General features: G+C 67.6%; 16 protein-coding genes. 6 read left to right on the forward strand and 10 right to left on the reverse strand.

The genetic code is table 11. The annotated features are described in order from the left end of the window. Positions 1 to 35: 35 nt before the first annotated feature. On the reverse strand, positions 36 to 575 hold the full coding sequence (locus CR156_RS19030) for a pseudouridine synthase (RefSeq protein WP_100553967.1): 540 nt from the start codon (positions 573 to 575) through the stop codon (positions 36 to 38). A 176-nt stretch (positions 576 to 751) separates the two neighbouring features. Further along, positions 752 to 1609: a class I SAM-dependent methyltransferase gene (locus CR156_RS19035; protein ID WP_100553968.1), complete on the reverse strand. Its 858-nt coding sequence runs from the start codon at positions 1607 to 1609 to the stop codon at positions 752 to 754. A 169-nt stretch (positions 1610 to 1778) separates the two neighbouring features. Between CR156_RS19035 and CR156_RS19040 the strand changes: the two genes are divergently transcribed. Continuing rightward, the gene (locus tag CR156_RS19040) at positions 1779 to 2735 is read left to right on the forward strand and encodes an aldo/keto reductase (protein WP_099819859.1); all 957 of its coding nucleotides are present in this window, start codon (positions 1779 to 1781) and stop codon (positions 2733 to 2735) included. A 66-nt stretch (positions 2736 to 2801) separates the two neighbouring features. Here the strand turns inward: CR156_RS19040 and CR156_RS19045 are convergent, their stop codons facing one another. Next, positions 2802 to 3707: an NAD(P)/FAD-dependent oxidoreductase gene (locus CR156_RS19045; protein WP_100553969.1), complete on the reverse strand. Its 906-nt coding sequence runs from the start codon at positions 3705 to 3707 to the stop codon at positions 2802 to 2804. Further along, on the reverse strand, positions 3697 to 4152 hold the full coding sequence (locus tag CR156_RS19050; protein ID WP_100553970.1) for an Rrf2 family transcriptional regulator: 456 nt from the start codon (positions 4150 to 4152) through the stop codon (positions 3697 to 3699). Before CR156_RS19050 ends, CR156_RS19045 begins: the two co-directional genes overlap by 11 nt. A gap of 183 nt (positions 4153 to 4335) precedes the next feature. Here CR156_RS19050 and CR156_RS19055 point away from each other — a divergent pair, with 183 nt between their 5' ends. Then, positions 4336 to 6456, forward strand: coding sequence for a methyl-accepting chemotaxis protein (locus CR156_RS19055; protein ID WP_100553971.1), 2121 nt, complete (start codon positions 4336 to 4338; stop codon positions 6454 to 6456). Between the two features lie 72 nt (positions 6457 to 6528). Here CR156_RS19055 and CR156_RS19060 read toward each other — a convergent pair whose 3' ends face one another. Then, complete coding sequence (locus CR156_RS19060) at positions 6529 to 7431, reverse strand: LysR family transcriptional regulator (RefSeq protein ID WP_100462033.1); 903 nt, start codon at positions 7429 to 7431, stop codon at positions 6529 to 6531. Positions 7432 to 7536: 105 nt separating this feature from the next. Between CR156_RS19060 and CR156_RS19065 the strand changes: the two genes are divergently transcribed. Both CR156_RS19065 and dkgB read left to right on the forward strand, forming a co-directional pair. Next, positions 7537 to 8751, forward strand: coding sequence for an MFS transporter (locus tag CR156_RS19065; RefSeq protein WP_100553972.1), 1215 nt, complete (start codon positions 7537 to 7539; stop codon positions 8749 to 8751). 85 nt (positions 8752 to 8836) lie between these two features. Continuing rightward, positions 8837 to 9646 carry a 2,5-didehydrogluconate reductase DkgB gene (gene dkgB, locus CR156_RS19070; RefSeq protein WP_100553973.1) on the forward strand — a complete coding sequence of 270 codons (810 nt, stop codon included), beginning with the start codon at positions 8837 to 8839 and terminating at the stop codon, positions 9644 to 9646. Positions 9647 to 9767: 121 nt separating this feature from the next. Here the strand turns inward: dkgB and CR156_RS19075 are convergent, their stop codons facing one another. Further along, entirely contained in the window at positions 9768 to 10475 is a 708-nt protein-coding gene (locus CR156_RS19075; RefSeq protein WP_100553974.1) for an alpha/beta fold hydrolase, read from the reverse strand. Between the two features lie 45 nt (positions 10476 to 10520). Here CR156_RS19075 and CR156_RS19080 point away from each other — a divergent pair, with 45 nt between their 5' ends. Further along, entirely contained in the window at positions 10521 to 10901 is a 381-nt protein-coding gene (locus CR156_RS19080) for a YbjQ family protein (RefSeq protein ID WP_100553975.1), read from the forward strand. 448 nt (positions 10902 to 11349) lie between these two features. Here CR156_RS19080 and CR156_RS19090 read toward each other — a convergent pair whose 3' ends face one another. Together CR156_RS19090 and mgtE are read right to left on the reverse strand one after the other, a co-directional pair. Next, on the reverse strand, positions 11350 to 14070 hold the full coding sequence (locus tag CR156_RS19090) for a bifunctional acetate--CoA ligase family protein/GNAT family N-acetyltransferase (protein ID WP_100553977.1): 2721 nt from the start codon (positions 14068 to 14070) through the stop codon (positions 11350 to 11352). A 173-nt stretch (positions 14071 to 14243) separates the two neighbouring features. After that, positions 14244 to 15614: a magnesium transporter gene (mgtE, locus tag CR156_RS19095; RefSeq protein ID WP_100553978.1), complete on the reverse strand. Its 1371-nt coding sequence runs from the start codon at positions 15612 to 15614 to the stop codon at positions 14244 to 14246. A gap of 341 nt (positions 15615 to 15955) precedes the next feature. Between mgtE and CR156_RS19100 the strand changes: the two genes are divergently transcribed. Then, a complete protein-coding gene (locus tag CR156_RS19100; RefSeq protein ID WP_100553979.1) occupies positions 15956 to 17734 on the forward strand; it encodes a monovalent cation:proton antiporter-2 (CPA2) family protein in 1779 nt (592 codons plus the stop codon). Between the two features lie 118 nt (positions 17735 to 17852). Here the strand turns inward: CR156_RS19100 and CR156_RS19105 are convergent, their stop codons facing one another. Both CR156_RS19105 and CR156_RS19110 read right to left on the reverse strand, forming a co-directional pair. Further along, positions 17853 to 21191 (reverse strand): ankyrin repeat domain-containing protein, encoded by a 3339-nt coding sequence (locus CR156_RS19105; RefSeq protein ID WP_100553980.1) that lies wholly within the window; start codon positions 21189 to 21191, stop codon positions 17853 to 17855. Further along, positions 21184 to 21444 carry a YcgL domain-containing protein gene (locus tag CR156_RS19110; RefSeq protein ID WP_100553981.1) on the reverse strand — a complete coding sequence of 87 codons (261 nt, stop codon included), beginning with the start codon at positions 21442 to 21444 and terminating at the stop codon, positions 21184 to 21186. Before CR156_RS19110 ends, CR156_RS19105 begins: the two co-directional genes overlap by 8 nt. Positions 21445 to 21480: the final 36 nt, after the last annotated feature.

Here is a 21480-nt window from a genome sequence, read left to right on the forward strand (position 1 = left end):
GCCGGACGCCGCAAGGACTCCGGCCCTTTTTTGTTTCAGCCGATCTGCCGCCACTGCCCCGGCTGCAGGTCATCCAGCCGGTACGGCCCCATCGCAGCACGTACCAGGCGCAGCGTCGGCAGGTTCACCGCAGCCGTCATCCGCCGCACCTGACGGTTGCGTCCTTCGCGGATCGTGATCGCCAGCCAGCTGTCGGGCACCGTCTTGCGGAAGCGCACCGGTGGATCGCGGAGCCACAGCTCAGGCGCAGGGTCGAGGCGCTCGATCTTCGCCGGCAGCGTCAGCCCATCATTGAGCACCACGCCATCGCGCAGCTGCTGCAGCTGCTCGTCGCTGGGCGTGCCTTCCACCTGCACCCAGTAGAGCTTGTCCGCCTTGTGCTTCGGGTCGGTCAGCTTGTGCGCAAGCGTGCCGTTGTCGGTCAGCAGCAGCAGGCCTTCGCTGTCATGGTCGAGGCGGCCGGCAGCGTAGACGCGCGGCGGTAAACCAAAACCCGCGAGGGTCGGCCGCGGCGGCACGCTGCGGTCGGTGAACTGGCAGAGCACGTTGAACGGCTTGTTGAAGGCAATCAGCATTACGGGTACGGCAGGCGGCGGGTAAGGCATTGTCCCACGCCGCGCGTCGTGCAACCGACCTGTAGAGCCGAGCCAATGCTCGGCTCCTGTTGCGTTCCGTCGCGCTGTGCGCGATGAGCCGAGCATGGGCTCGGCTCTACAGCGGGGAATCCGTGCTGGCAGTACGACGTGCCGGCTTACGGCTTCACGAAACGCAGGGTCATGCGGTCGCTTTCACCGATGGCCTGGTACTTGGCGTCATCCGCCTTGTCATGCTGGTTGGTCGGCGGCAGGGTCCAGACGCCATTCGGATGGTCCTTGGTATCGCGCGGGTTGGCATTGACCTCGGTACGCGCATCCAGCTTGAAACCGGCGGCCTCGGCCATCGCGATCACCTGCTGCTGGCCCACATAACCGGTGTCGTCAGCGTCGGCCACGTCGGCCTTGGCGCGGTGCTCGACCACGCCGAGCACGCCGCCCGGCTTGAGCACGTTGAAGAAGCCCTGGAACATGCCCTGCGCCTGGCCGGCCTTGCGCCAGTTGTGCACGTTGCGGAACGTCAGCACCACATCAGCCGAGTTGGCTGTGCCGAACACAGGCTTGGCCGGGTCGTAGGCGACCACGGCGGTCTTGTCGAACTGTGCCGGTGCCGCGGCGTACTTCTTTTCCAGGCTGTCGCGGCTGCGCTGCTGGTAGTCGCGGCCGCGGCCTTCCGCCACGGCCTGCGGATCAACCACCGCAGCGATGTAATGGCCCTTGTCGCGCAGCAGCGGCGCCAGGATTTCCGAGTACCAGCCATTGCCGGGCGTGATCTCGATGACGGTCTTTTCCGGCGCCACGCCGAAGAAGCCCAGCGTCTGCGCAGGATGACGGAAACCGTCGCGCTTGACGTTGGCCGGGTCGCGGGTCGAGGCCTTCACCGCCGCATCGATCGCCGGCGACACCTGGATCTTTGCCGGTGCGACCGTGGCCGGCGCAGCGAATGCGGGAACGGCGACCAGCAGCGCCGAGGCAAGCAGCACGCGGCAACTACGCAGGGATGAGGCAGCAATCATCGGGGCGACTCCAGCGGAAGATGCGGCGAGACTAGCAGCCGCCGCGCCGCAGGTGTTCACAAAACGTTAGCCGCGTGCGCGTCGCGGAACACAGTTTTGTGGTCAGCGCCGCAGCGCGGTCACACATCGCGTTCTATCCTGAAGGACTTCCCCCAAGGAGTCCGTGCCCATGACGGCAATCCGCGAACTGGGCCGTTCCGGCCTGCATGTAGCTCCGCTCGCCTTCGGTGGCAACGTATTCGGCTGGAGCGCCGATGAGAAGGCCAGCTTCGCCCTGCTGGATGCCTTCGTCGATGCCGGCTTCAATCTGGTCGACACCGCCGATGTGTACTCGGCGTGGGTGCCGGGCAACCAGGGTGGCGAGTCGGAGACCCTGCTCGGCAAGTGGTTCGCGCGCAGCGGCAAGCGCGACAAGGTGGTGCTGGCGACCAAGGTGGCCAAATGGGCCGAGCGGCCCGGCCTCACCCCGGACAACATCAATGCGGCCGTCGAAGACTCGCTGCGTCGCCTGCAGACCGATGTGATCGATCTGTACCAGGCCCACGAGGACGATGAATCCACGCCGCTGGAAGCCACCCTGGCTGCGTTTGGTCGCCTGATCGAGGCGGGCAAGGTGCGCGCGATCGGTGCGTCCAACTACAGCGCCACGCGCCTGGCCGAAGCGCTCAAGGTGTCCACCGACTACAAGCTGCCGCGTTACGAAACCCTGCAGCCGGAGTACAACCTGTACGACCGCGCCGGCTACGAGAAGGAACTGGAGCCGCTGGTGCAGCGCGAGCAGATCGGCGTGATCAATTACTACGCACTGGCCAGTGGCTTCCTCAGTGGCAAGTACCGCACGCCCGACGATGCCGGCAAGAGCAGCGCGCGTGGTGCCACCGTGGTCAAGCGCTATCTGAACCCGCGCGGCCTGCGCATTCTGCAGGCGCTGGATGATGTGGCCAGCAAGCACAACGCCACTGCCGCGCAGATCGCCCTGGCCTGGCAGATCGCACGGCCGTCGATCACCGCACCGATTGTCAGCGCCACCAGCGTGGAACAGCTGCACGACCTGCTGGCGGCGGCGAACGTCGCGTTGAGCGTGCAGGACGTGGCGCAGCTGGATGCGGCCAGCGTGGAAGGTTGAGCAAGGACGGTGCCGACCAACGTCGGCACCGTTCAGTAGATCCACGCCACGCGTGGATGCAGCAGCTCAACGCGGCAGGCTGTCTTCGCCGACCAGCGCATGGTGCACGCCGATACCCGCACGCACCCCTTCGGCCATGGCCAGGGTGATGTTGCCGACCGTGGTCGCATCTCCGGCCGCATGGACGTTCGGCACCGAGGTCTGTTTCATCATGTCCACCTCGATCAGCACGCCCAGCGGACTTTCCACCAACGCGCAGCCCAGTTGCTGCACCAGCGGCGTGGCCATCGCCTGCCCGGCAGGCACGAACAGCGCACGCTGGGCGATGCGGCGGCCATCGGCCAGCTCGACCTCCAGCCATGTGGGCTGTTCGCCGTGCACGCCGACCACCGGCGTGGTTTCGATCTGCACGCCGCGCTGCTGCATGGCGGCCAGTTCCTCGTCGCTGATCGGCAAGCCCTGGCTGAAGAAGGTGACGTTGCCCCAATCGGCGAACAACGGCGCCTTGCCGGCCGACATCGGATGGCCGCCGAGCAGGCCGATCGAACCGCCACCCACTTCGTAACCATGGCAGTACGGGCAGTGCAGCACGGTGCTGCCCCAGCGTTCGGCCATGCCGGGCAGTTCGGGCAGCTGGTCGGCGATGCCGGTGGCCAGCAGCAGCTTGCGCGCGGTCAGCATCTGGCCGTCGGCGGTATGCACCTCCACACCCTCGGCGCTGGCCGTGGCCCGCACCGCTTCGGCATTCAGCCAGCGCACGGTCGGGTAATCCAGCAACTGCTGGCGTGCGCTCTTCAGCAACTCGGCGCCACTGATGCCGTCCATGCCCAGTACGCCGTGCGAATGGCTGGCAAAGCGGTTGCGCGGTGAACCCGCGTCGATGATCGTGACCGGCCGACGCGCACGCGCCAGGATCAGTCCGGCGGCGATGCCGGCGTAGCTGCCGCCGACGATGAGGACATCAGGATTCATGGTGAGCTTCCAGGGAACGGTGATGGGCAAGATGGCGGGCGAAGTCGGCGCCAAGCTGGTCGAGGGTGGTTGCCTGCAGCCGCTGCTCGAGCAGGCGCTGCGCTTCGCGGGCGCTCTCCAGCAGGGCCTGGTTGACCAGCTGCTGGATCGGGCAGCCGCCCCTGCCTTCGCGGGTACCGACCTGGACCATCGGCGGCGCGCCGATGGCCTGGTAGACGTCGTGCAGGGTGATCGTCGCCGCATCGCGGGCGAGCTGGCTGCCGCCACCGTGGCCGCGCGTGCTGCGGACCAGTCCAGCCTTGTGCATCTGCGCCAGCAGGCGGCGGATCACCACCGGATGGGTCGGCAGGCAGGTGGCCAGCTGTTCGGAGGTTCGCGGCCCGGGCTGGCCGACCAGATGGGCCATCACGTGCAGGGCATCGGAGAGCGGATTCGCGGATTTCATGTAACTAAGATAGTTACATTTAAACCAGCTGTCGAGGGTCTGCTTTCGTTCCATATGGACACATTTGTCCTATGAAACACATTCTTCACATCACTAAACAGAACGGGAATGTGACACGCATCGCACTTCAGAGACCTAAAGGATGGTCGATACCGCATCGCACCCCTTCCGAGATCTCGTCCCATGAAAGCCTCTTCCCATGCGCCGCGGCTGCAGTCGAAGCTGCTCGGTGCCGTTTCTGTTGGTCTGGCCGTTGTTCTGGTGTGTGCCCTGGCGGGCCTGGCGTCTGCCTGGTTGAAGCTGTCCACCGAAGTGCCCCCGGAGGTCGCCGACAGCCGCAACGCCGAGCGCCTGCAGCGTGAGTTCCGCGGGCAGGTGCAGGAATGGAAGAACGTGCTGCTGCGTGGCCACGATGACGCGTTGCGCCAGCACCATCTGCAGGCCTTCGACAGCGGAGGCCGCCTCGTTGCCGAACTGGCCAAAGGCCTGGCCGCCAGCCCCGATGCGCGCACGCGGGAACTGGCTCAAGCGTTTTCCGGCCTGCATGCTCAATTGCAGCTGGATTACCACGCGGCACTGCAGGCCTTCGCTGCAGCCGACTACGATCCTGCGGCCGGCGATTCACTGGTGCGTGGCAAAGACCGACCGGTGGCGACCGCGCTGGATGCGCTGGGTACGCAGGCCACCCAGGTGGCCGAAGCCGCGGTGACCGCGCGCTCGCAGGATTCCCGGCAGGTGCTGGTGGCGTGCGCCGTACTGACCATCGGCGCCGCCGTGCTGCTGTTGATCGGCCTCGGCTGGTGGCTGCGGCGTGCCGTAGTGCGGCCGGTGCTGGCCGTGGAAGCGGCCGCGCGTGCGGTCGCTGCCGGCGATCTCGACTACCACGTGCAGGTGCGCAGCCGCGACGAGATCGGCCGCCTGGCGCAGGCGATGCAGGCCGTGCAGAGCACCGTGCGCGGCGTGCTCGACGCGCAGACTGCGATGGCCAAGGCACACGACGCCGGCACGATCAGCCACCGCATGGACAGCAGCGCCTTCCCCGGGGCCTACGGCACGATGGTGGCCGATACCAACACCCTGGTCGATGCGCACATCCAGGTAAAGATGCGCGCGATCGCGATCATGGGCCGCTATGCGGTGGGCGACCTCAGCCTGGACATGGAGCGTCTGCCGGGCGAAAAGGCGGTGATCACCCAGGCACTGGATGCGGTCAAATCCAACCTCGGCGCGATCAACAGCGAGATTCGTCACCTGGCCGAAGCCGCTGCCGCAGGCGACTTCAGCCAGCGCGGCGACAGCGCGCGCTTCGAGCATGATTTCCGCGCGATGGTCGATGGCCTGAACCGGTTGATGCAGACCACCGAACACAACCTCGGCGACGTCTCGACGATGCTGCGTGCCATTGCCGATGGTCGCCTGGGGGCACGCATGCACGGTGATTTCCAGGGCGTGTTCGCCCGCATTGCCGGCGATGCCAACACCACGGCGGCACAGCTGGCCACGATCGTCACCGACATCAAACACGCCTCGGGCAACATCCACACCGCCGCCGCCGAGATTGCCGCCGGCAACAACGACCTGTCACGCCGCACCGAACAGCAGGCGGCGAACCTGGAAGAAACCGCTGCGTCGATGGAAGAACTGACCTCCACCGTGCGCCAGAACGCCGAGCATGCGCGGCAGGCGAACCAGCTGGCGATCGGCGCACACAGCGTGGCCTCGCACGGCGGTGAAGTGGTCGGCCAGGTCGTGGCGACGATGGATGCGATCGAAGGCTCCTCGCGGCAGATCGCCGATATCATCAGCGTGATCGACGGCATCGCATTCCAGACCAACATCCTGGCGTTGAATGCGGCGGTGGAAGCGGCGCGTGCCGGCGAGCAGGGCCGCGGCTTCGCGGTGGTCGCCAGTGAAGTGCGCACGCTCGCGCAGCGGTCGGCGGCAGCGGCCAAGGAAATCAAATCGCTGATCGAGGCATCGGTGGAACAGGTGGGCCACGGTGCGCAGCGTGTGCGCCAGGCCGGCGACACCATGGCTGAGATCGTCGCTTCTGTGCAGCGCGTGACCGACATCATGGCCGAGATTTCGGCTGCTTCGCAGGAGCAGTCGGCCGGCATCGAGCAGGTCAGCCAGACCATCATCCAGATGGATGGCACCACCCAGCAGAATGCCGCGCTGGTGGAAGAAGCGAGTGCGGCGGCGCGCAGCCTGGAGCAGCAGGCGAACCGGTTGATCGACTCGGTGGATGTGTTCGATCTGTCGACCACGTCGACGGCAAAGGGTGTGCTGGCGCACGCGGCCTGAGTGTGTCGTGTGCCGGCCAGCGGCCGGCACTACCGGTAGTGCCGGCCGCTGGCCGGCAACCCACACAATGCATCAGCGCAGGTAATCCGATGCGGCCATCGCTTCACCCAGGTAATCCAGGAACGAGCTGATCCGCGCCGATACGGCCGTGTTGCGGTAGTACACCGCGTGGATCGGCTGGTACACATCCAGCGTCTGTGCGGCCAGCACCGGCACCAGCGTGCCGGCCGCGCGATCGCGTTCAGTCACGAAGTCGGACAGGCAAGTTATGCCCACGCCCTCCACCGCCAGCGTGCGCAGCGTCTCGCCGCTGGATACCGCGATATCCGGGCGCACCAGCAACTGCCCGTCGGCATCGCCCGGCAGCGGCCAGCGGTTCAGCGATTCCGGTTCGTTGAAGCTGAGCAGCGTGTGCTGGCCCAGCGCCGCCACGCTGGCCGGCTCGCCGTGCGCGGCGAGATAGCCCGGGCTGGCCAGCACCTGCAGCCGGCAGCGCCCCAGCGGCCGTGCATGCAGGGTGGAATCAGCCAGCGGGCCGATGCGGATCGCCAGGTCGGTACGCCGTTCCAGCAGGTCGATGTAGCGCTCGGAACTGTTCAACTCCAGCTGCACGTCCGGATAGCGCGCGCGGTAGCCAGCCACCAGCGGCGCGATCACGTGCAGCACGAACGGCATCGCCGCATCCACCCGCAGTCGGCCAGCCGGGCGCTCGCGGCGCGCGGCCATCTGTTCCTCGGCCGATTCCACTGCATCGATGATCGCGCGCGCATGACGCAGGTAGGCCTCGCCCTCGGCGGTCAGGTGCAAGCGGCGGGTGGTACGGGTCAGCAGGGTGGTGCCCAGCTTGTCCTCCAGCCGGCCCAGCGCGCGGCTCACGCCTGAAGGCGTCTGCCCCAGCTGCTCGGCAGCGGCGCTGATCGAACCGCTGTCGATCACCGCCAGGAAGGCCTGCATTTCGTCGAGGGTGGTTTTCATGACGCCATTATTGACCATCAGGCAAGAGTGATTGGCGTGAAGACCGGTTTTTCGGCAAAGGTCGGCCGCGCACACTGCGCCCCTTCCTTCGCTCTGGACACTGTCATGATCCGTGGCATTCCGCTCGCCCTGCTGGCGCTGACCCTCGGCGCCTTCGCCATCGGCACCACCGAGTTCGTCATCGTCGGCCTGATCCCGACCATCGCCGCCGACCTGCAGGTCAGCCTGCCGTCGGCCGGCCTGCTGGTCTCCCTGTATGCCCTCGGCGTGGCCGTCGGCGCACCGGTGCTGACCGCACTCACCGGCCGTGTGCCGCGCAAGACCCTGCTGGTCGCGCTGATGGTGCTGTTCACCCTCGGCAACGTCATCGCGTGGATGGCACCGGGTTACACCTCGCTGATCGTCGCCCGCATCCTCACCGGCCTGGCCCACGGCGTGTTCTTCTCGATCGGCTCGATCATCGCCACCGCCGTGGTGCCGAAGGAGAAGGCCGCCAGCGCGATCGCCATCATGTTCACCGGCCTGACCGTGGCACTGGTAACCGGCGTACCGCTGGGTACCTTCATCGGCCAGCACCTGGGCTGGCGCGCCACGTTCCTGGCGGTGGCCGGGCTGGGCGTGATCGCGCTGCTGGGCGCCCTGCTGTTCGTACCGCGCGGCCTGGCGCAGAGCGCGCCGGCCACCTTCCGCCAGCAGCTGGGCGTGCTTGCGCAGCCGCGCCTGCTGATGGTCTACGCCATCACCGCACTCGGTTACGGCGGCACCTTCCTGTCCTTCACCTACCTGACGCCGATCCTGCAGGACGTCACCGGCTTCTCGGCCAACGCGGTCAGCCTGGTACTGCTGGTGTATGGCGTGTCGGTGGCGTTCGGCAACCTGTGGGGCGGCCGCATGGCCGACCGCATGGGCCCGGTGCCCGCGTTGAAGCGCATCTTCGCGCTGCTGGCCGTGGTGCTGCTGGCGATGACCTTCACCGCCCACAACACCTGGTTGATGCTGCTGACCGTACTGGCACTGGGCGCGGTGGCATTCGGCAACGTGCCCGGCCTGCAGGTGTATGTGGTCAAGCAGGCACAGCGCTACGCACCGCAGGCCACCGATGTTGCCTCAGGCCTGAACATCGCCGCCTTCAACATCGGCATCGCGCTGGGTGCGTCGCTGGGCGGCCTGGTGGTCGAGCACATCGGCCTGATGCACACGCCGTGGCTGGGCGCGTTGGTGGTGGTCGGCGCGTATGGCCTGACCGTGCTGAGTGGCCGTCTGGACCGTCGCGACGGCATCGATGATCGCGCCGACGGCATCACGGTGGCGGCGCATTGATGAGCGCAATGCACCGTTGCCGGCATGCACACGGCCCCTGCCCTACCCTCTGCAATCACCTCCTTCCCCCGCTTTGGAGTTCCCCATGACTGTCCCCGCTTTCGGCCTTGGCACCTTCCGCCTGAAAGACCAGACCGTGATCGACTCGGTGCGCAACGCACTGGACGTCGGCTACCGCGCCATCGACACCGCGCAGATCTACGGCAACGAAGCCGAGGTCGGCCAGGCCATCGCCGAGTCCGGCGTGCCGCGTGACGAGATCTACCTGACCACCAAGGTGTGGATCACCGAGTTCAAGCGCGATGCACTGCTGGCGAGCCTGCGCACCAGCCTGGAGAAGCTGCGCACCGACCATGTCGACCTGGCGTTGATCCACTGGCCGTCGCCGAACGACAAGGTCGACACGCCGATGGAGGAGTACCTGACCGCGCTGGCTGAAGCCAAGGCGCAGGGGCTGACCCGCGAGATCGGCATCTCCAACTTCACCATCGCCCAGACCCGCAAGGCGATTGAGATCCTCGGTGCCGATGCCATCGCCACCAACCAGGTCGAGATCCATCCGTACCTGCAGAACCGCCTGCTGGTGAAGTTCCTGCAGGACAACGGCATCCGCGTCACCGCGTACATGAGCCTGGCCTACGGCGAGGTGATCAAGGACCCAGTGATCCAGGCCATCGCCGGCCGCCATCAGGCCAGCCCGGCACAGGTCGCGCTGGCGTGGGCGCTGCAGCAGGACTACGCGGTCATTCCGTCGTCGACCAAGCGTGAGAACCTGGCCAGCAACCTGGAAGCGGCAGCGATCCGCCTGACCGAGGACGACATGGCGCAGATCGCCAAGCTGGACCGCGGCCATCGCCTGGCAAATCCGGAAGGCATTGCGCCGGCCTGGGATTGAGCAAAAGCCGCCGGGCATGGCCCGGCGCTACCGGTAGGTGCCGACCTTGGTCGGCGCTTTCCTCTGATCGATTGATGAAACACCGTGCCGACCAAGGTCGGCACCTACCAGAAGCGTGGATTCAATCCTCGCCTTGCAACAGCCACGCCCGCATCGCTGCACTCACCTCTTCCGGCTTTTCCATCGGCGCGAGGTGCCCACAATCGGGCACCACCACCAGCTGCGAATGCGGCACCAGCGCGTGTATCTCTTCGCTCACCGCCAAGGGCGTGATGCGGTCGTTCGCACCACAGACGATCAGCAACGGATCGCGGTAGCCGGCCAGCACGTCGTGGCCGTCACTCCGTTCCAGTGCGCTCTGCCGCAGGAATACCTCCGCACCCAACCGCGCGGTCATGTCGCGCACGCGCTGCACCAGCACGTAGTCGTCCAGCCGCGAGGCATCAATGTAGCTGCGCATCAGCACATCGCCAAAGCCATGGAACTTCCCCGGCAGGCGCACGCTGGCACGCTGGCTGCGCCGCTGTTCGGCGCGTTCCGGGGAGTCGGCATGGATCGAGGTGTCGATCAGGGCCAGTTGCAGCACGCGCTCCGGCGCGGTGCGCAGGATCTGCTGGGCGACGAAGCCACCCAGTGAGAAACCGGCCAGCGCGAATCGCGGGGGCGCCTGCGCCAGCACGTCCTCGGCCACCGCCTGCAAAGTCTCGCCCCGGGTCTGGTCGCCCACGCTGCAGTCGGCGATATCGGCCAGGTCGGCCAGCTGTGCGCGCCAGAGTTCGGCATCGTTGAGCAGGCCGGGGAGGAGGAGCAGGGGAATACGGTCGGTCATGGCGGTATTGTGGCGCCTTCAAACCCACAAGACGACCAGACACCCATGGCCGATCCCTACAACAGTGGCACTCCCACCACCTCCGCAGCGCGCTTCGATGATTCGATGGTGACCACCGCCTTCGAGCTGCCCGGCTACCGCATCGAGCGCAACCTGGGCGTCGTGCGCGGCATCACCGTGCGCTCGCGCTCGATCGTGGGCAACTTCCTTGGCGGCATCCAGACCATCTTCGGCGGCAACATCACCATCTACACCGAGCTGTGCGAGCAGGCACGCGAGGAAACCTATCGCGACATGGTCAAGCACGCGCGGCAGCTGGGTGCCAACGCGGTCATCGGCATGCGCTACGACGCCACCGACGTGATGACCGGGCTGACCGAAGTGCTGTGCTATGGCACGGCGGTGGTGGTCGAGCCGCTGCGATAACCCACGAAAATCCTGCCATGATGGATGTGAGGATCTACCGTCCCTGCGAGGCGAGTGATGTCCAGAGTGCCAACGATTGTGCTGTTCCTTTGCTTGGCCTGCCCTCCCTCCTCAGGTGTTGCCTCCGCCAGGGATGGTCTGGCCGCGCTGCCTGCGGCGGTAAGAGCCACCATACTGGCTGCGCAGAAGCAGCCCGAATGCGTACGTGTCGTGGAGGCCTACGTCCGGCGTACCAGGGCTTGGAATAAGACGACGTATCTCGTAGCCACATCGCCCCCCGTATCCGGCGGCCGCGGTTTTGCCGTGCTGCATCAGGACGATCTTGCAGATCCACTGTCCACGCAGGAACGCAAATCGTTCCATCTGGAGCTGGATCAGTCGTGCAGCAAGGTTATCGAGGAGTTCTGGTTCCAGTAGAAGCACCAAGGTGAAATGAACGAGGTGTCGATCACACTGGGACGTCGGGTACTTCCACCTGCTGCACCGGCAACGTCACCATCATCACCGTCGGATCGTCGGGGTCCAGCCGGGTCTTGAAGCCCAGGCTCTGGCACATCGCCAGCATGGTGCTGTTCTCACGCAGCACCTGGCCTTCCACCACGTCCAGGCCCAGCCACTTGGCGTACTCGATCATGATCGCCATCAGCCGCCAGCCGATGCCATGGCCCTTCAGGTCAGAACGGATCAGGATGCCGTACTCACCGCGGTGATAGTCCGCATCGGCATGCAGTCGCACCGCACCGAGCATCTCGCCGGTGCGCGGCTCAATAGCCACCAAGGCGATCGAGCGCGCGTAGTCCAGCTGGGTCAGGCGGGCGATGAACTCGTGGCTGAAGTGCTTGACCGACTGGAAGAAGCGCAGGCGCAGATCCTCATCGCTGACGCGCGCGAAGAACGCGCGGAACAACGCGTCATCTTCCGGCCGCACCGGGCGTACGAAGGCGCGACCGCCGTCGGACAGTTCGATGGTGCGTTCCCATTCCTTCGGATACGGGAAGACGGCGAAGCGCGGATGGCCACGGCCCTTGTGCAGGATGCGCGACGGCGCAACCGCCACGCGCGCGTCCAGCGCCAGGATGCCCTTGCTGTCGACCAGCAGCGGGTTGATGTCCAGCGTGCGTACTTCGGGAATATCTGCTGCCAGCTGCGCCAGCTTGACCAGCGCCAGCGCCAGCGCGCGCTCGTCGGCCGCTGGCACATCGCCGTAGGCCTTGAGGATGCGCGAGGCGCGGGTCTGGCCGATCAGCTCGTGGGCCAGGCGCAGGTCCAGCGGGGGCAGCGCCAAGGCCTTGTCATTGATGACTTCCACCGCCGTGCCACCACGACCGACTACGATCACCGGGCCGAACGTGGCGTCGTCGGCGATGCCGACGATGAGCTCGCGCGCCTTCGGGCGGACGATGGTCGGCTGCACCAGCAGGCCGTCGATGCGGGCGTCCGGCCGCAGCTGCCGTGCACGGGCAAGGATCGCCTTGGCCGCGCTCTGCACCGCAGGCAGCGTTGCCAGATTGAGGCGCACGCCATCCACTTCGGATTTGTGCGGAATATCGGGCGACAGGATCTTCAGCGCGACGGTGGCACCACGCTCCAGCAGCGGTTGCGCCAGGTCCATCGCCTCGTGCGCATCGCGCGCGTGCATCACCGGCGCAGAGGGGATGCCGTAGGCCTTCAGCAGTTCATGGGTGGCCAGCGGATCCAGCCAGCCTTGACCGTTGGCCAGCGCGGCCTCGACCAGCGCACGTGCACGCACGGTGTCCACGCTGAAGTCCTGCGGCAGGCTGGGTGGCGTTTCCATCAACGCGTTCTGTGCTTCGCGGTAACGCACCAGATGCTGGAAACCGCGCACGGCCTCGGCTTCGGTGGGATAGGTCGGCACGCGTGCCGCGTTGAGGGTGGCGGTGGCCTGGTCGTCGTTGCCCAGCCACACCGCGAATACCGGCTTGTCGCGGTGATGGCGCGGGCGCAGGCCGAGCGTGCGGGTCAACGCCTGCGCGGCGTCGGCCGAGGAGGTGAACGCCGTGGGCACGTTGACCACCAGCACCGCGTCGTTCTCGTTGTCGGCCAGCAGCGCCTCGATGGCCGTGGCATAGCGATCACCATCGGCATCGACCACGATGTCGACCGGGTTGCTGCGCGACCAGCCCTGCGGCAGTACCGCATCGAGCTTCTGCACGGTGCTGTCGGACAGCTGCGCCAGCGTGCCATGCAGGGCGATCAGCTGGTCCACCGCCAGGTGGCCGACACCGCCGCCATTGCTGAGGATGGCCAGGCGACGCCCGGGGAAGGTACCGAGGCGGCCCAGCGATTCGGCCGCGGTGAACAGTTCGTCCAGCGCGCTCACCCGCAGCAGGCCGGCACGGTTGAATGCCGCGCCGTAGACATCATCGGCACGCGCCAGGGCCTGCACGTGAGTATCGGCGCTGCCCGGCTGCACCCGTTCGGCGCGGCCGGACTTCACCACCACTACCGGCTTGGCACGCGCCGCGGCACGTGCGGCCGACATGAACTTGCGGGCGTCCTTGATCTGCTCGACGTAGAGCAGGATGGCGCGCGTGCGGTAGTCGGTGGCGAAATAATCCAGCAGGTCGCCGAAGTCCACGTCCATGGTGTCGCCCAGCGAGACCACGGCGGAGAACCCCACCGAACGTGCCACGCCCCACTCCACCAGGGCGGCGGCGATCGCCGAGGATTCGGAGATCAGCGCGAGGTCGCCGGCCTGCGGGAAATGCGCGGCGATACTGGCATTGAGCCGTGCATGCGGTGCGATCACACCCAGGCAGTGCGGGCCGAGGATGCGCAGGCCATGCGCGCGCGCGGCGGCCTCCACCTGTGCCCACGGCGAGCCTGGGCCCTCACCCAGATGCGCAGTGAGGATGATCGCGGCCTGCACGCCACGTTCGGCAGCGGTGCGTACCACCTGCGGCACGATCGCCGCCGGCGCGGTGATCACCACCAGTTCCGGCACCCAGTCCAGGTCCTTCAACCGCTTTACCGTGCGGATGCCATCGATCTCGGCGTGGCGCGGGTTGATCCATGCCACCTTGCCGGGGAAGCCGGTGCCACGCAGGTTGCGCATCACTGCGCGGCCGGCCGAGCGCTCACGCGGGCTGCCGCCGATCACCGCGACCGACTGCGGACGGAACACGGACTGCAGGTGGTAGGTACTCATGTGCCTACGGTACACGGACCGGCGCTGCGGCGGCATGATCGTGCGCAGGAACCTGGCATCGCATCCACGCATGGCGTGGATCTACTACGGCGGCCAGGACCAGTAGATCCACGCCATGCGTGGATGACGCCCCCCTTACAGTAGATCCACGCCATGCGTGGATGACGCCCCCGTTACAGCAGGGTGCCGTGCAGAATCATCGCAGCGATGCTGAAATAGATCACCAGGCCGGTCACATCCACCAGGGTGGCGACGAACGGGGCCGAGGCGCTGGCCGGGTCGAAGCCCAGCCGCTTGAGGATGAAGGGCAGCATCGACCCGGACAGCGAGCCGAAGGTAACGATGCCCACCAGCGCAGCGCCGATGGTGATCGCCAGCAGGATCCAGTGCTCGCCGTAGTCATGGAATCCACCGAGCTGCCAGATCACGATGCGTACGATGGCCAGGCAGCCGAGGATGGCACCGAGCACCATGCCGGTGGGCACTTCGCGCAGGGCGACCTTCCACCAGTCGCGCAGGCGCAGCTCGCGCAGGGCCAGGCTGCGGATCAGCAGCGAAGTGGCCTGCGAACCGGAGTTGCCACCCGAGCTCATGATCAACGGAATGAACAGGGTCAGCACCACCGCACGCGCCAGTTCGTCCTCGTAGTGCTGCATCGCGCTGGCGGTCAGCATCTCGCCCACGAACAGCACGCTCAGCCAGCCGGCGCGCTTGCGCAGCATCTCGAAGAAGCCGATCTGCATGTACGGCTTGTCCAGCGCTTCCATGCCGCCGAACTTGTGCGCGTCTTCGGTGGACTCTTCGATCAGCGCATCGAGGATGTCATCGACGGTGACGATGCCCAGCATGTGCTGCTGCGCGTCCACCACCGGAATCGCCAGCAGATCGTGGCGGCGGATCAGCCGTGCCACGTCTTCCTGGTCCATCTGCGCATCCACCATCACCGGCGGATTGACCTGGGCCACGTCCAGGATCGATTCCTCCGGCAGACCGGTGATCAGCCGCCGCATGGTCACCACCTGCTGCAGCCGCTGGTTGGCCGGGTCGAGGACGTAGATCGCATACACGGTCTCGCGCGTGCGCTCGACCTGGCGGATGTGCTGCAGGGTCTGGGCCACGGTCCAGGTGGCGGGCACGGCGACGAACTCGGTGGTCATCAGCGCGCCGGCGGTGTTCGGCGGGTAGCTCAGCAGCTTCTGGATGGTCTGCCGGGCTTCGTTGCCCAGCAGCGGAATCAGCCGCGCGCGTTCTTCTTCATCCAGCTCGTGGACGATGTCGGTGGCACGGTCGTCGGCCATCAACCCCAGCAGCGCGGCGGCGCGTGCCGGCGGCAGCGCGGCAACCAGTTCGCCGCTGCGGTGCAGCTCCGGCGCCTCCAGCATCTTCACTGCACGCGGCAACGACAGCGCGGCCAGCGTCTCGGCGGCGCGCTGCAGTTCGAGCGTGTTGAGGAATTCCACCGCGTCGGCGGTGTTGTAGTTCGCCAGCGGTGCCGACAATGCTGCGGCATCGGCCACCGGACGCAGCAATTGCTTCTGGTTCATGGTGATTCGCCTTCATGGGGTGCGACATCGCGCAACGCCAACGCAGGCAAACCGTCCCGATGTCAGGCGGTGGCCATCGCTGGCGTCGATCGAGGTCGACTTCTACTGTCGCTGGACATGGGTTGGGGACTCCGGAGGGGTGTACTGACGGACACGCCGGCAGCGGCGGCAGTCTGGACCTGCGGTCGGTGCAGGTCAACCCGCGGCCGGTGACCGGGCAAGGGGTCCACCGCCGTTCTCGTGCGTACACAGCCGCGCGCGCATAATGGCCAGGTGGCATCCGCCGCGCTTCCCCCCGCCGAACGGACGCACAGCCGGCCTCCCGATGACCAGGTATTCCCATGCATAGCGGTGGTCTGGAACTGGCATTGGTGCTGCTGCTGGCCGCGGTGATCGCGGTGCCGGTGTTCAAGAAGTTCGGCTTCGGCGCGGTGCTGGGCTACCTGGCGGCCGGCGTGGTGCTGGGGCCGGATGGCCTCGGCTTCGTACAGGACGCCGACCGCATCCTCGGCGCGGCCGAGATCGGCGTGGTCATGCTGCTGTTCGTGATCGGGCTGGAGCTGTCCCCTGCCCGCCTGAAGGTGATGCGGCGCTCGGTGTTCGGTGCGGGCGCGGCGCAGGTGGCGCTGTCCGGGCTGGTGCTGGGCGGCCTGCTGCTGCTCGATCACTTCCAGTGGAAGAGCGCGCTGGTGGTGGGCGTGGCGCTGGCGCTGTCGTCGACCGCGGTCGGCCTGCAGCTGCTGTCCGAGCACAAAGCGATCAACAGCGACCATGGCAGGCTGGGGTTTGCCATCCTGCTGTTCCAGGACCTGATCGCCATTCCGCTGCTGGCCGCGATTCCGCTGCTGGGCGGGGTCAAGAACGAGACGCTGCGCTGGGAAGATGCGGCCGTCGCGCTGGGCGCGCTGGCAGTGGTGATCCTGTGTGGACGGCCGGTGCTGCGCCGCCTGTTCGGCATCATCGCGCGCACCCGCAGCCCGGAAGTGTTCACCGCCACCGCCTTGCTGGTGGTGCTGGGTACCGCCTGGTTCATGCAGGAGGCCGGCCTGAGCCCCAGCCTGGGAGCGTTCCTGGCCGGTGTGCTGCTGTCCGATTCGGAATTCCGGCACGAGCTGGAATCGCAGATCGAGCCGTTCAAGGGTTTGCTGCTGGGCCTGTTCTTCATCGCGGTGGGCATGGGCATCGACCTGGACCGCATCGCCGCCGAACCGTGGATGATTGCCGCGGGTGTGGCGATCCTGCTGGTGGTGAAGTTCAGCCTGCTGTACGCCATCGGCCGCATCGCCAAGCTCAGTTCCCGGCAGTCGCTGCTGCTGGGCAGCGTGCTGTGGCTGGGCGGCGAATTCGCCTTCGTGGTGTTCAACGAAGCGCAGCGCGCGCACCTGCTGGGCAATGCCAACCATGACCGGCTGGTGGCGATCGTCGGCCTGTCGATGGCGATCACCCCGTTGCTGATGATCGCCCTGATGCGCCTGCTCGGCGAGGAGAAGGCCGCGCCACGCCAAGCGGCGGAGGCCGACAAGGTGGCGCCGGACAATCGTCCGAAGGTGCTGATTGCCGGCATGGGCCGCTTCGGCCAGGTGATCGCGCGCCTGCTGACCGCGCAGAAGGTGCCGTTCGTGGCGCTGGAAGCGAACCCGGACACGGTGGCCGACCTGCGCCGCTTCGGCAACCAGCTGTACTACGGCGACCCGACCCGGCCGGAGATGCTGCGCGCCGCCGGTGGCGAGCACATCGACGTGTTCGTGATCACCGTGGACGACCCGGAAACCAACCTGCGCGCGGTGCGCATGGTGCGCCGCCTGTACCCGGGTGCGACGGTGCTGGCACGTGCGCGCAACCGCCAGCATGCGTGGCGGTTGATGGACATGTCGGCCGAACCGTTCCGCGAAGTGTTCGGTACCAGCCTGGAAATGAGCGGGCGCGTGTTGACTGCACTGGGCGTGGCCCCGAACGTGGCCGAGCGCCACGTGCAGCAGTTCCGCGAACACGACGAGAAGCTGCTGCGCGACCAGTATCTGGTCTACGACGACGAGGCGGCGGTGATCCAGACCTCGCGCGATGCGCGCAACGACCTGATGCACCTGTTCGAAGCGGACGCGGAAAGCGACGACAAGTAGATCCACGCCATGCGTGGATGCTTCTCTGTTTCGCCGCACGATCATCCACGCATGGCGTGGATCTACTGAAAGCATCCTGCCGACCAACGGTCGGCACCCACCCTATGGAGTGCGACCTTCAGCCGTTGTCGCGCAGGAACCTGGCCATCGACGATACGCCCGGCACGCGCGGCTCGAACTCGGCGGCGACGTCGATGAAGCCGCGCATCACCGCGATCTCGCGCGGGCTGCGGTTCAAGCCATCGCGCGCTTCCGGATCGGCACCGGCGCGCAGCAGGCGCTGCACCAGCAGCGGCAGCCCGTGCAGGGCGGCCAGGTGCAACGGGCCGAAGCCACGCGGATCGCGCACATCCAGGCTCACGTCTTCATCCAGCAGGCGCTCGACAGCGGCCATCACCACCTGCTCGTCGCAGGCGGTGCCCGGTTCGGCGCGCGCACCCATCAGCAGCAGCAACGGCGTAACCGCACCGGCGGCGGCCTGGTCCGGCTCTGCACCGGCCAGCAGTAGGGTGTCGAGCAGCGCCAGCAGGCGCGAACGATCGCGCGCACTGAAGCCATACAGGGCCGCGCAGTGCAGCGGCGCCAGCTGCTGGGCATCGCCGGCATGCACGTCGGCACCGGCGGTGAGCAGGCGCGCCACGATGTCCGGCAGGCCCAGCGCCGAGGCCAGCATTAGCACGGTGACGCCGCCTGGCAGGCGGTGCTCGAGCTGCGCCCCGGCGTCGAGCAGGGCCGAGACGATCTCGACCTGGCGCATGCTGACCGCCGCCGACAACGGCGTCGCACCACTGGCAGCGGCATGCTGCGGATCGGCGCCGCGCGCCAGCAGCAGGTCGACCACGGCCAGATGGCCACCGCCGGCAGCACGCAGCAGCGCGGTGCAGCCCTGCGCATCGACGGCGTCGACGGCAAAGCCCAGATCATTCAAACGACGCACGGCATCAACATCACCGGCCATCGCGGCGGCCGGCAGATCGCCTTCGCGCAGGGTCCTGCGCGGCAGCGGCCAGACCCGCCAGTCCAGCCAATCAGCCAGATCGCGACGACCGATCGACAGCGCCACGCCCAGCGGCGTCTGCCCATCGGCAGCACGCGCTTCGGGCGAGGCACCGTGCTGCACCAGCAGCTTCAGGGCGCTTTCGCGCGCCAGTGCGGTGGCCAGATGCAAGGCGGTCATGCCATGGCTGTCGCGTGCTTCGCGGTCCACGCCAGTGGCAAGCAGCGCCTGCTGCAGGCGCAGCCAGCCCAGACGCACGGCCAGTGACAGCGGCGGATCACCGGCCGGCGAGGCAGCAAACGGATCGGCGCCGCGTTCCAGCAGCTCCAGCGCCAGCTGTTCCAGGCCACGCGCCGCCTGGTCGTGCTGCGCACAGGCGGCCAGGAAACGCGCCAGGCCACCACGGCCGGCCGGCGACAGGCCATGCTGCAGCATCACCTGCAGGGCCGGCACGGCATCGATGCCACGCGACAGCAGCGCGAACATCGGTGTATCGGCACAGGCGTCACGCACGTACGGATCGGCACCGTGGGCGAGCAGCCAGTCGACCGCGCGCGGCTCCAGCGCCAGCTCCGGATCGAGCAGCAGACCACCCAGTTCTTCCGGCTGGCACAGCCTGGCCAGTGCGGCCATGCCATCGGTATTGCCGAACCCCAGCGCCTCGCGCAGCAGGGTCAGCGGCGGGCGATCGGGCAGCAGGCCGCTGGCACTGGCCGTCTCACCGCGCTCGGCCAGGCCATCGCTGACCGCGGCTGGCAACGGGTAAGACGGATCCAGCAGGGCGACGATCGCCCAGCGACCGGCTTCGGCGGCGTAGTCCACCGCGCGTCGGCCTGCCGGATCGCTGCCGTCGGCGGCGATGCCCAGTTCCAGCAGGCGCTTGATCAACAGCGGCGAAACGTCCTCGGCCATCGTTGCCAGCAGCACCGCGTTGCGGCCATCGGTGTCGACTGCAACCAGGTCGGGCTTGTGCGGCAGCAGGTGCTCGACCACGGCGGCGCGGCCGGCACGTGCAGCTTCCAGCCACGGGGTACGGCCGAGCGCATCACGCGCTTCCAGGTTGGCACCGGCGGCAAGCAGCACGCCGATGATGTCCACGTGGCCAGCCAATGCCGCTTCGTGCAGCGCGCTGCGGCGCTGGCGGTCACGCGCGTCGGCACGTGCCTTGTGCTTCAGCAGCAGCTGCACGCCGGCCGGATCATCGTCTTCGGTGGCGGCCGCGGCCAGCAGCACCGGGGTGCCGTCAGCCGGTTCGCTGCGGGCGCCGCGCTCCAGCAGGAAGCGCGCGAGGCGCCAGTTGCCGACCTGGCAGGCCACCGCCAACGGCGACCAGCCATCACGGTTCAGTGCGTCGACTTCAGCGGCCGCGTCACGCAGCAGCGCAGCCACGCCCGGGTCGGAACTGCGCGCGGCATGGTGCAGGGGCGTATTGCCCTCACTGTCGGTGGCGCGCGAATCGGCACCGTTGGCCAGCAGGGTCATCACCGCTTCCGGCCGCCCATGCCAGCTGTCGCGGGTCGCGGCCAGCAGCGGGGTCATGCCGCGATGCGGCGCGTTCACATCGACGCCGCGGCCGATCAGCTCACGCAGCAGGCGCAGGTCCGGCAGGACGGCGGCGAGCACTGCCAAGCTGCGCTGGTCGCGCCAGTTCGGGTCAGGCAGGGAATACGGATCGGCGCCGGCCTGCAGCAGTTGCAGCGCACGATCGATGCGGCCGTGGCGCGCGGCTTCGTACAGGGCCGGGGTCAGCTCCTGCGGCGCCAGAGCTTCCAGCGGCGTGGTGTCCACGACCGCGCTGAACAGCGTTTCGCGATCGACTGGCAGTTCCGCGCCAAGCGGGCTGCGCAGCGAGACCAGCGGCGCCGGTGCAATGCGCTGCAGCAGCAGGTGCAGCAGCGGCGACAGCAGCAGCACCGCCAGTGCCGACGGCCAACGTGCGCTTTCCGGCAGCAGGTCCGGCCAGGTCGGCAGTACCACCAGTGCCGCCAGGGCCATCACCAGTGCTGCCGCGCCAAGGCCACGCCAGGCGCTGAGGTCACGACCGGCCAACGCCTGCCAATGTTGGGCCAGGCCACCATCGAGACGCTCGACATCGTTCCACAGCGGCCAGGTGCGCCAGGCCGCCAGCAGGCCGGCGCTGACCAGCACGCTCAGGCCCAGCACCGCGGCAAGACTGCCGCTGTCGCGCAGCGCGGCCAGTGGCCAGGCCAGCAGCAGGGCCAGCAGCAACGGCGCGGCGGTCCACAGTGCCAGCAGCGCCGGCAGGTCCTGGCGGGCGATCACCTTCGGCGGCAGCAGCGTGCGGCTGCGTCGCCACCACGAGATTCCCAGTGCGAACGCCGGTTGCGCCAGGGCCGCCAGTACCGCACCGGGCAGGCCACCCAGCGCCGATCCCAGCGCCAGCAAGGCACCGAGGGTGAAGGCCAGCGACAGAGCGCGGGAGCGGGAAAGCTCAGTCATAGTGGCGCAGCATCATGCTGCTCACCGAGGGCGGCACCTGCAGGTAGAACCCGCGCTCGGTCAGTTCGCTGCGCACCTTGGCCGGGTCGGCCTGGGCCAGCCGGTGCTGCGCGTCCAGGGTCACTTCCAGCACGAAGACGAGCGCACCCAACGACGCCGACAGCGGCGCAGGCAAAGCGCTGAAGTCATCGCGTCGGGCGAGATAGACGTAGGTGTCCGGCTTGAGTTGGCTTTTATAGACGTAGGCGTGCATGTCCACGGGACGATAACCCGGGAAGAGCCGTGATTG

The organism is Stenotrophomonas lactitubi (assembly GCF_002803515.1).
Classification (GTDB): domain Bacteria; phylum Pseudomonadota; class Gammaproteobacteria; order Xanthomonadales; family Xanthomonadaceae; genus Stenotrophomonas; species Stenotrophomonas lactitubi.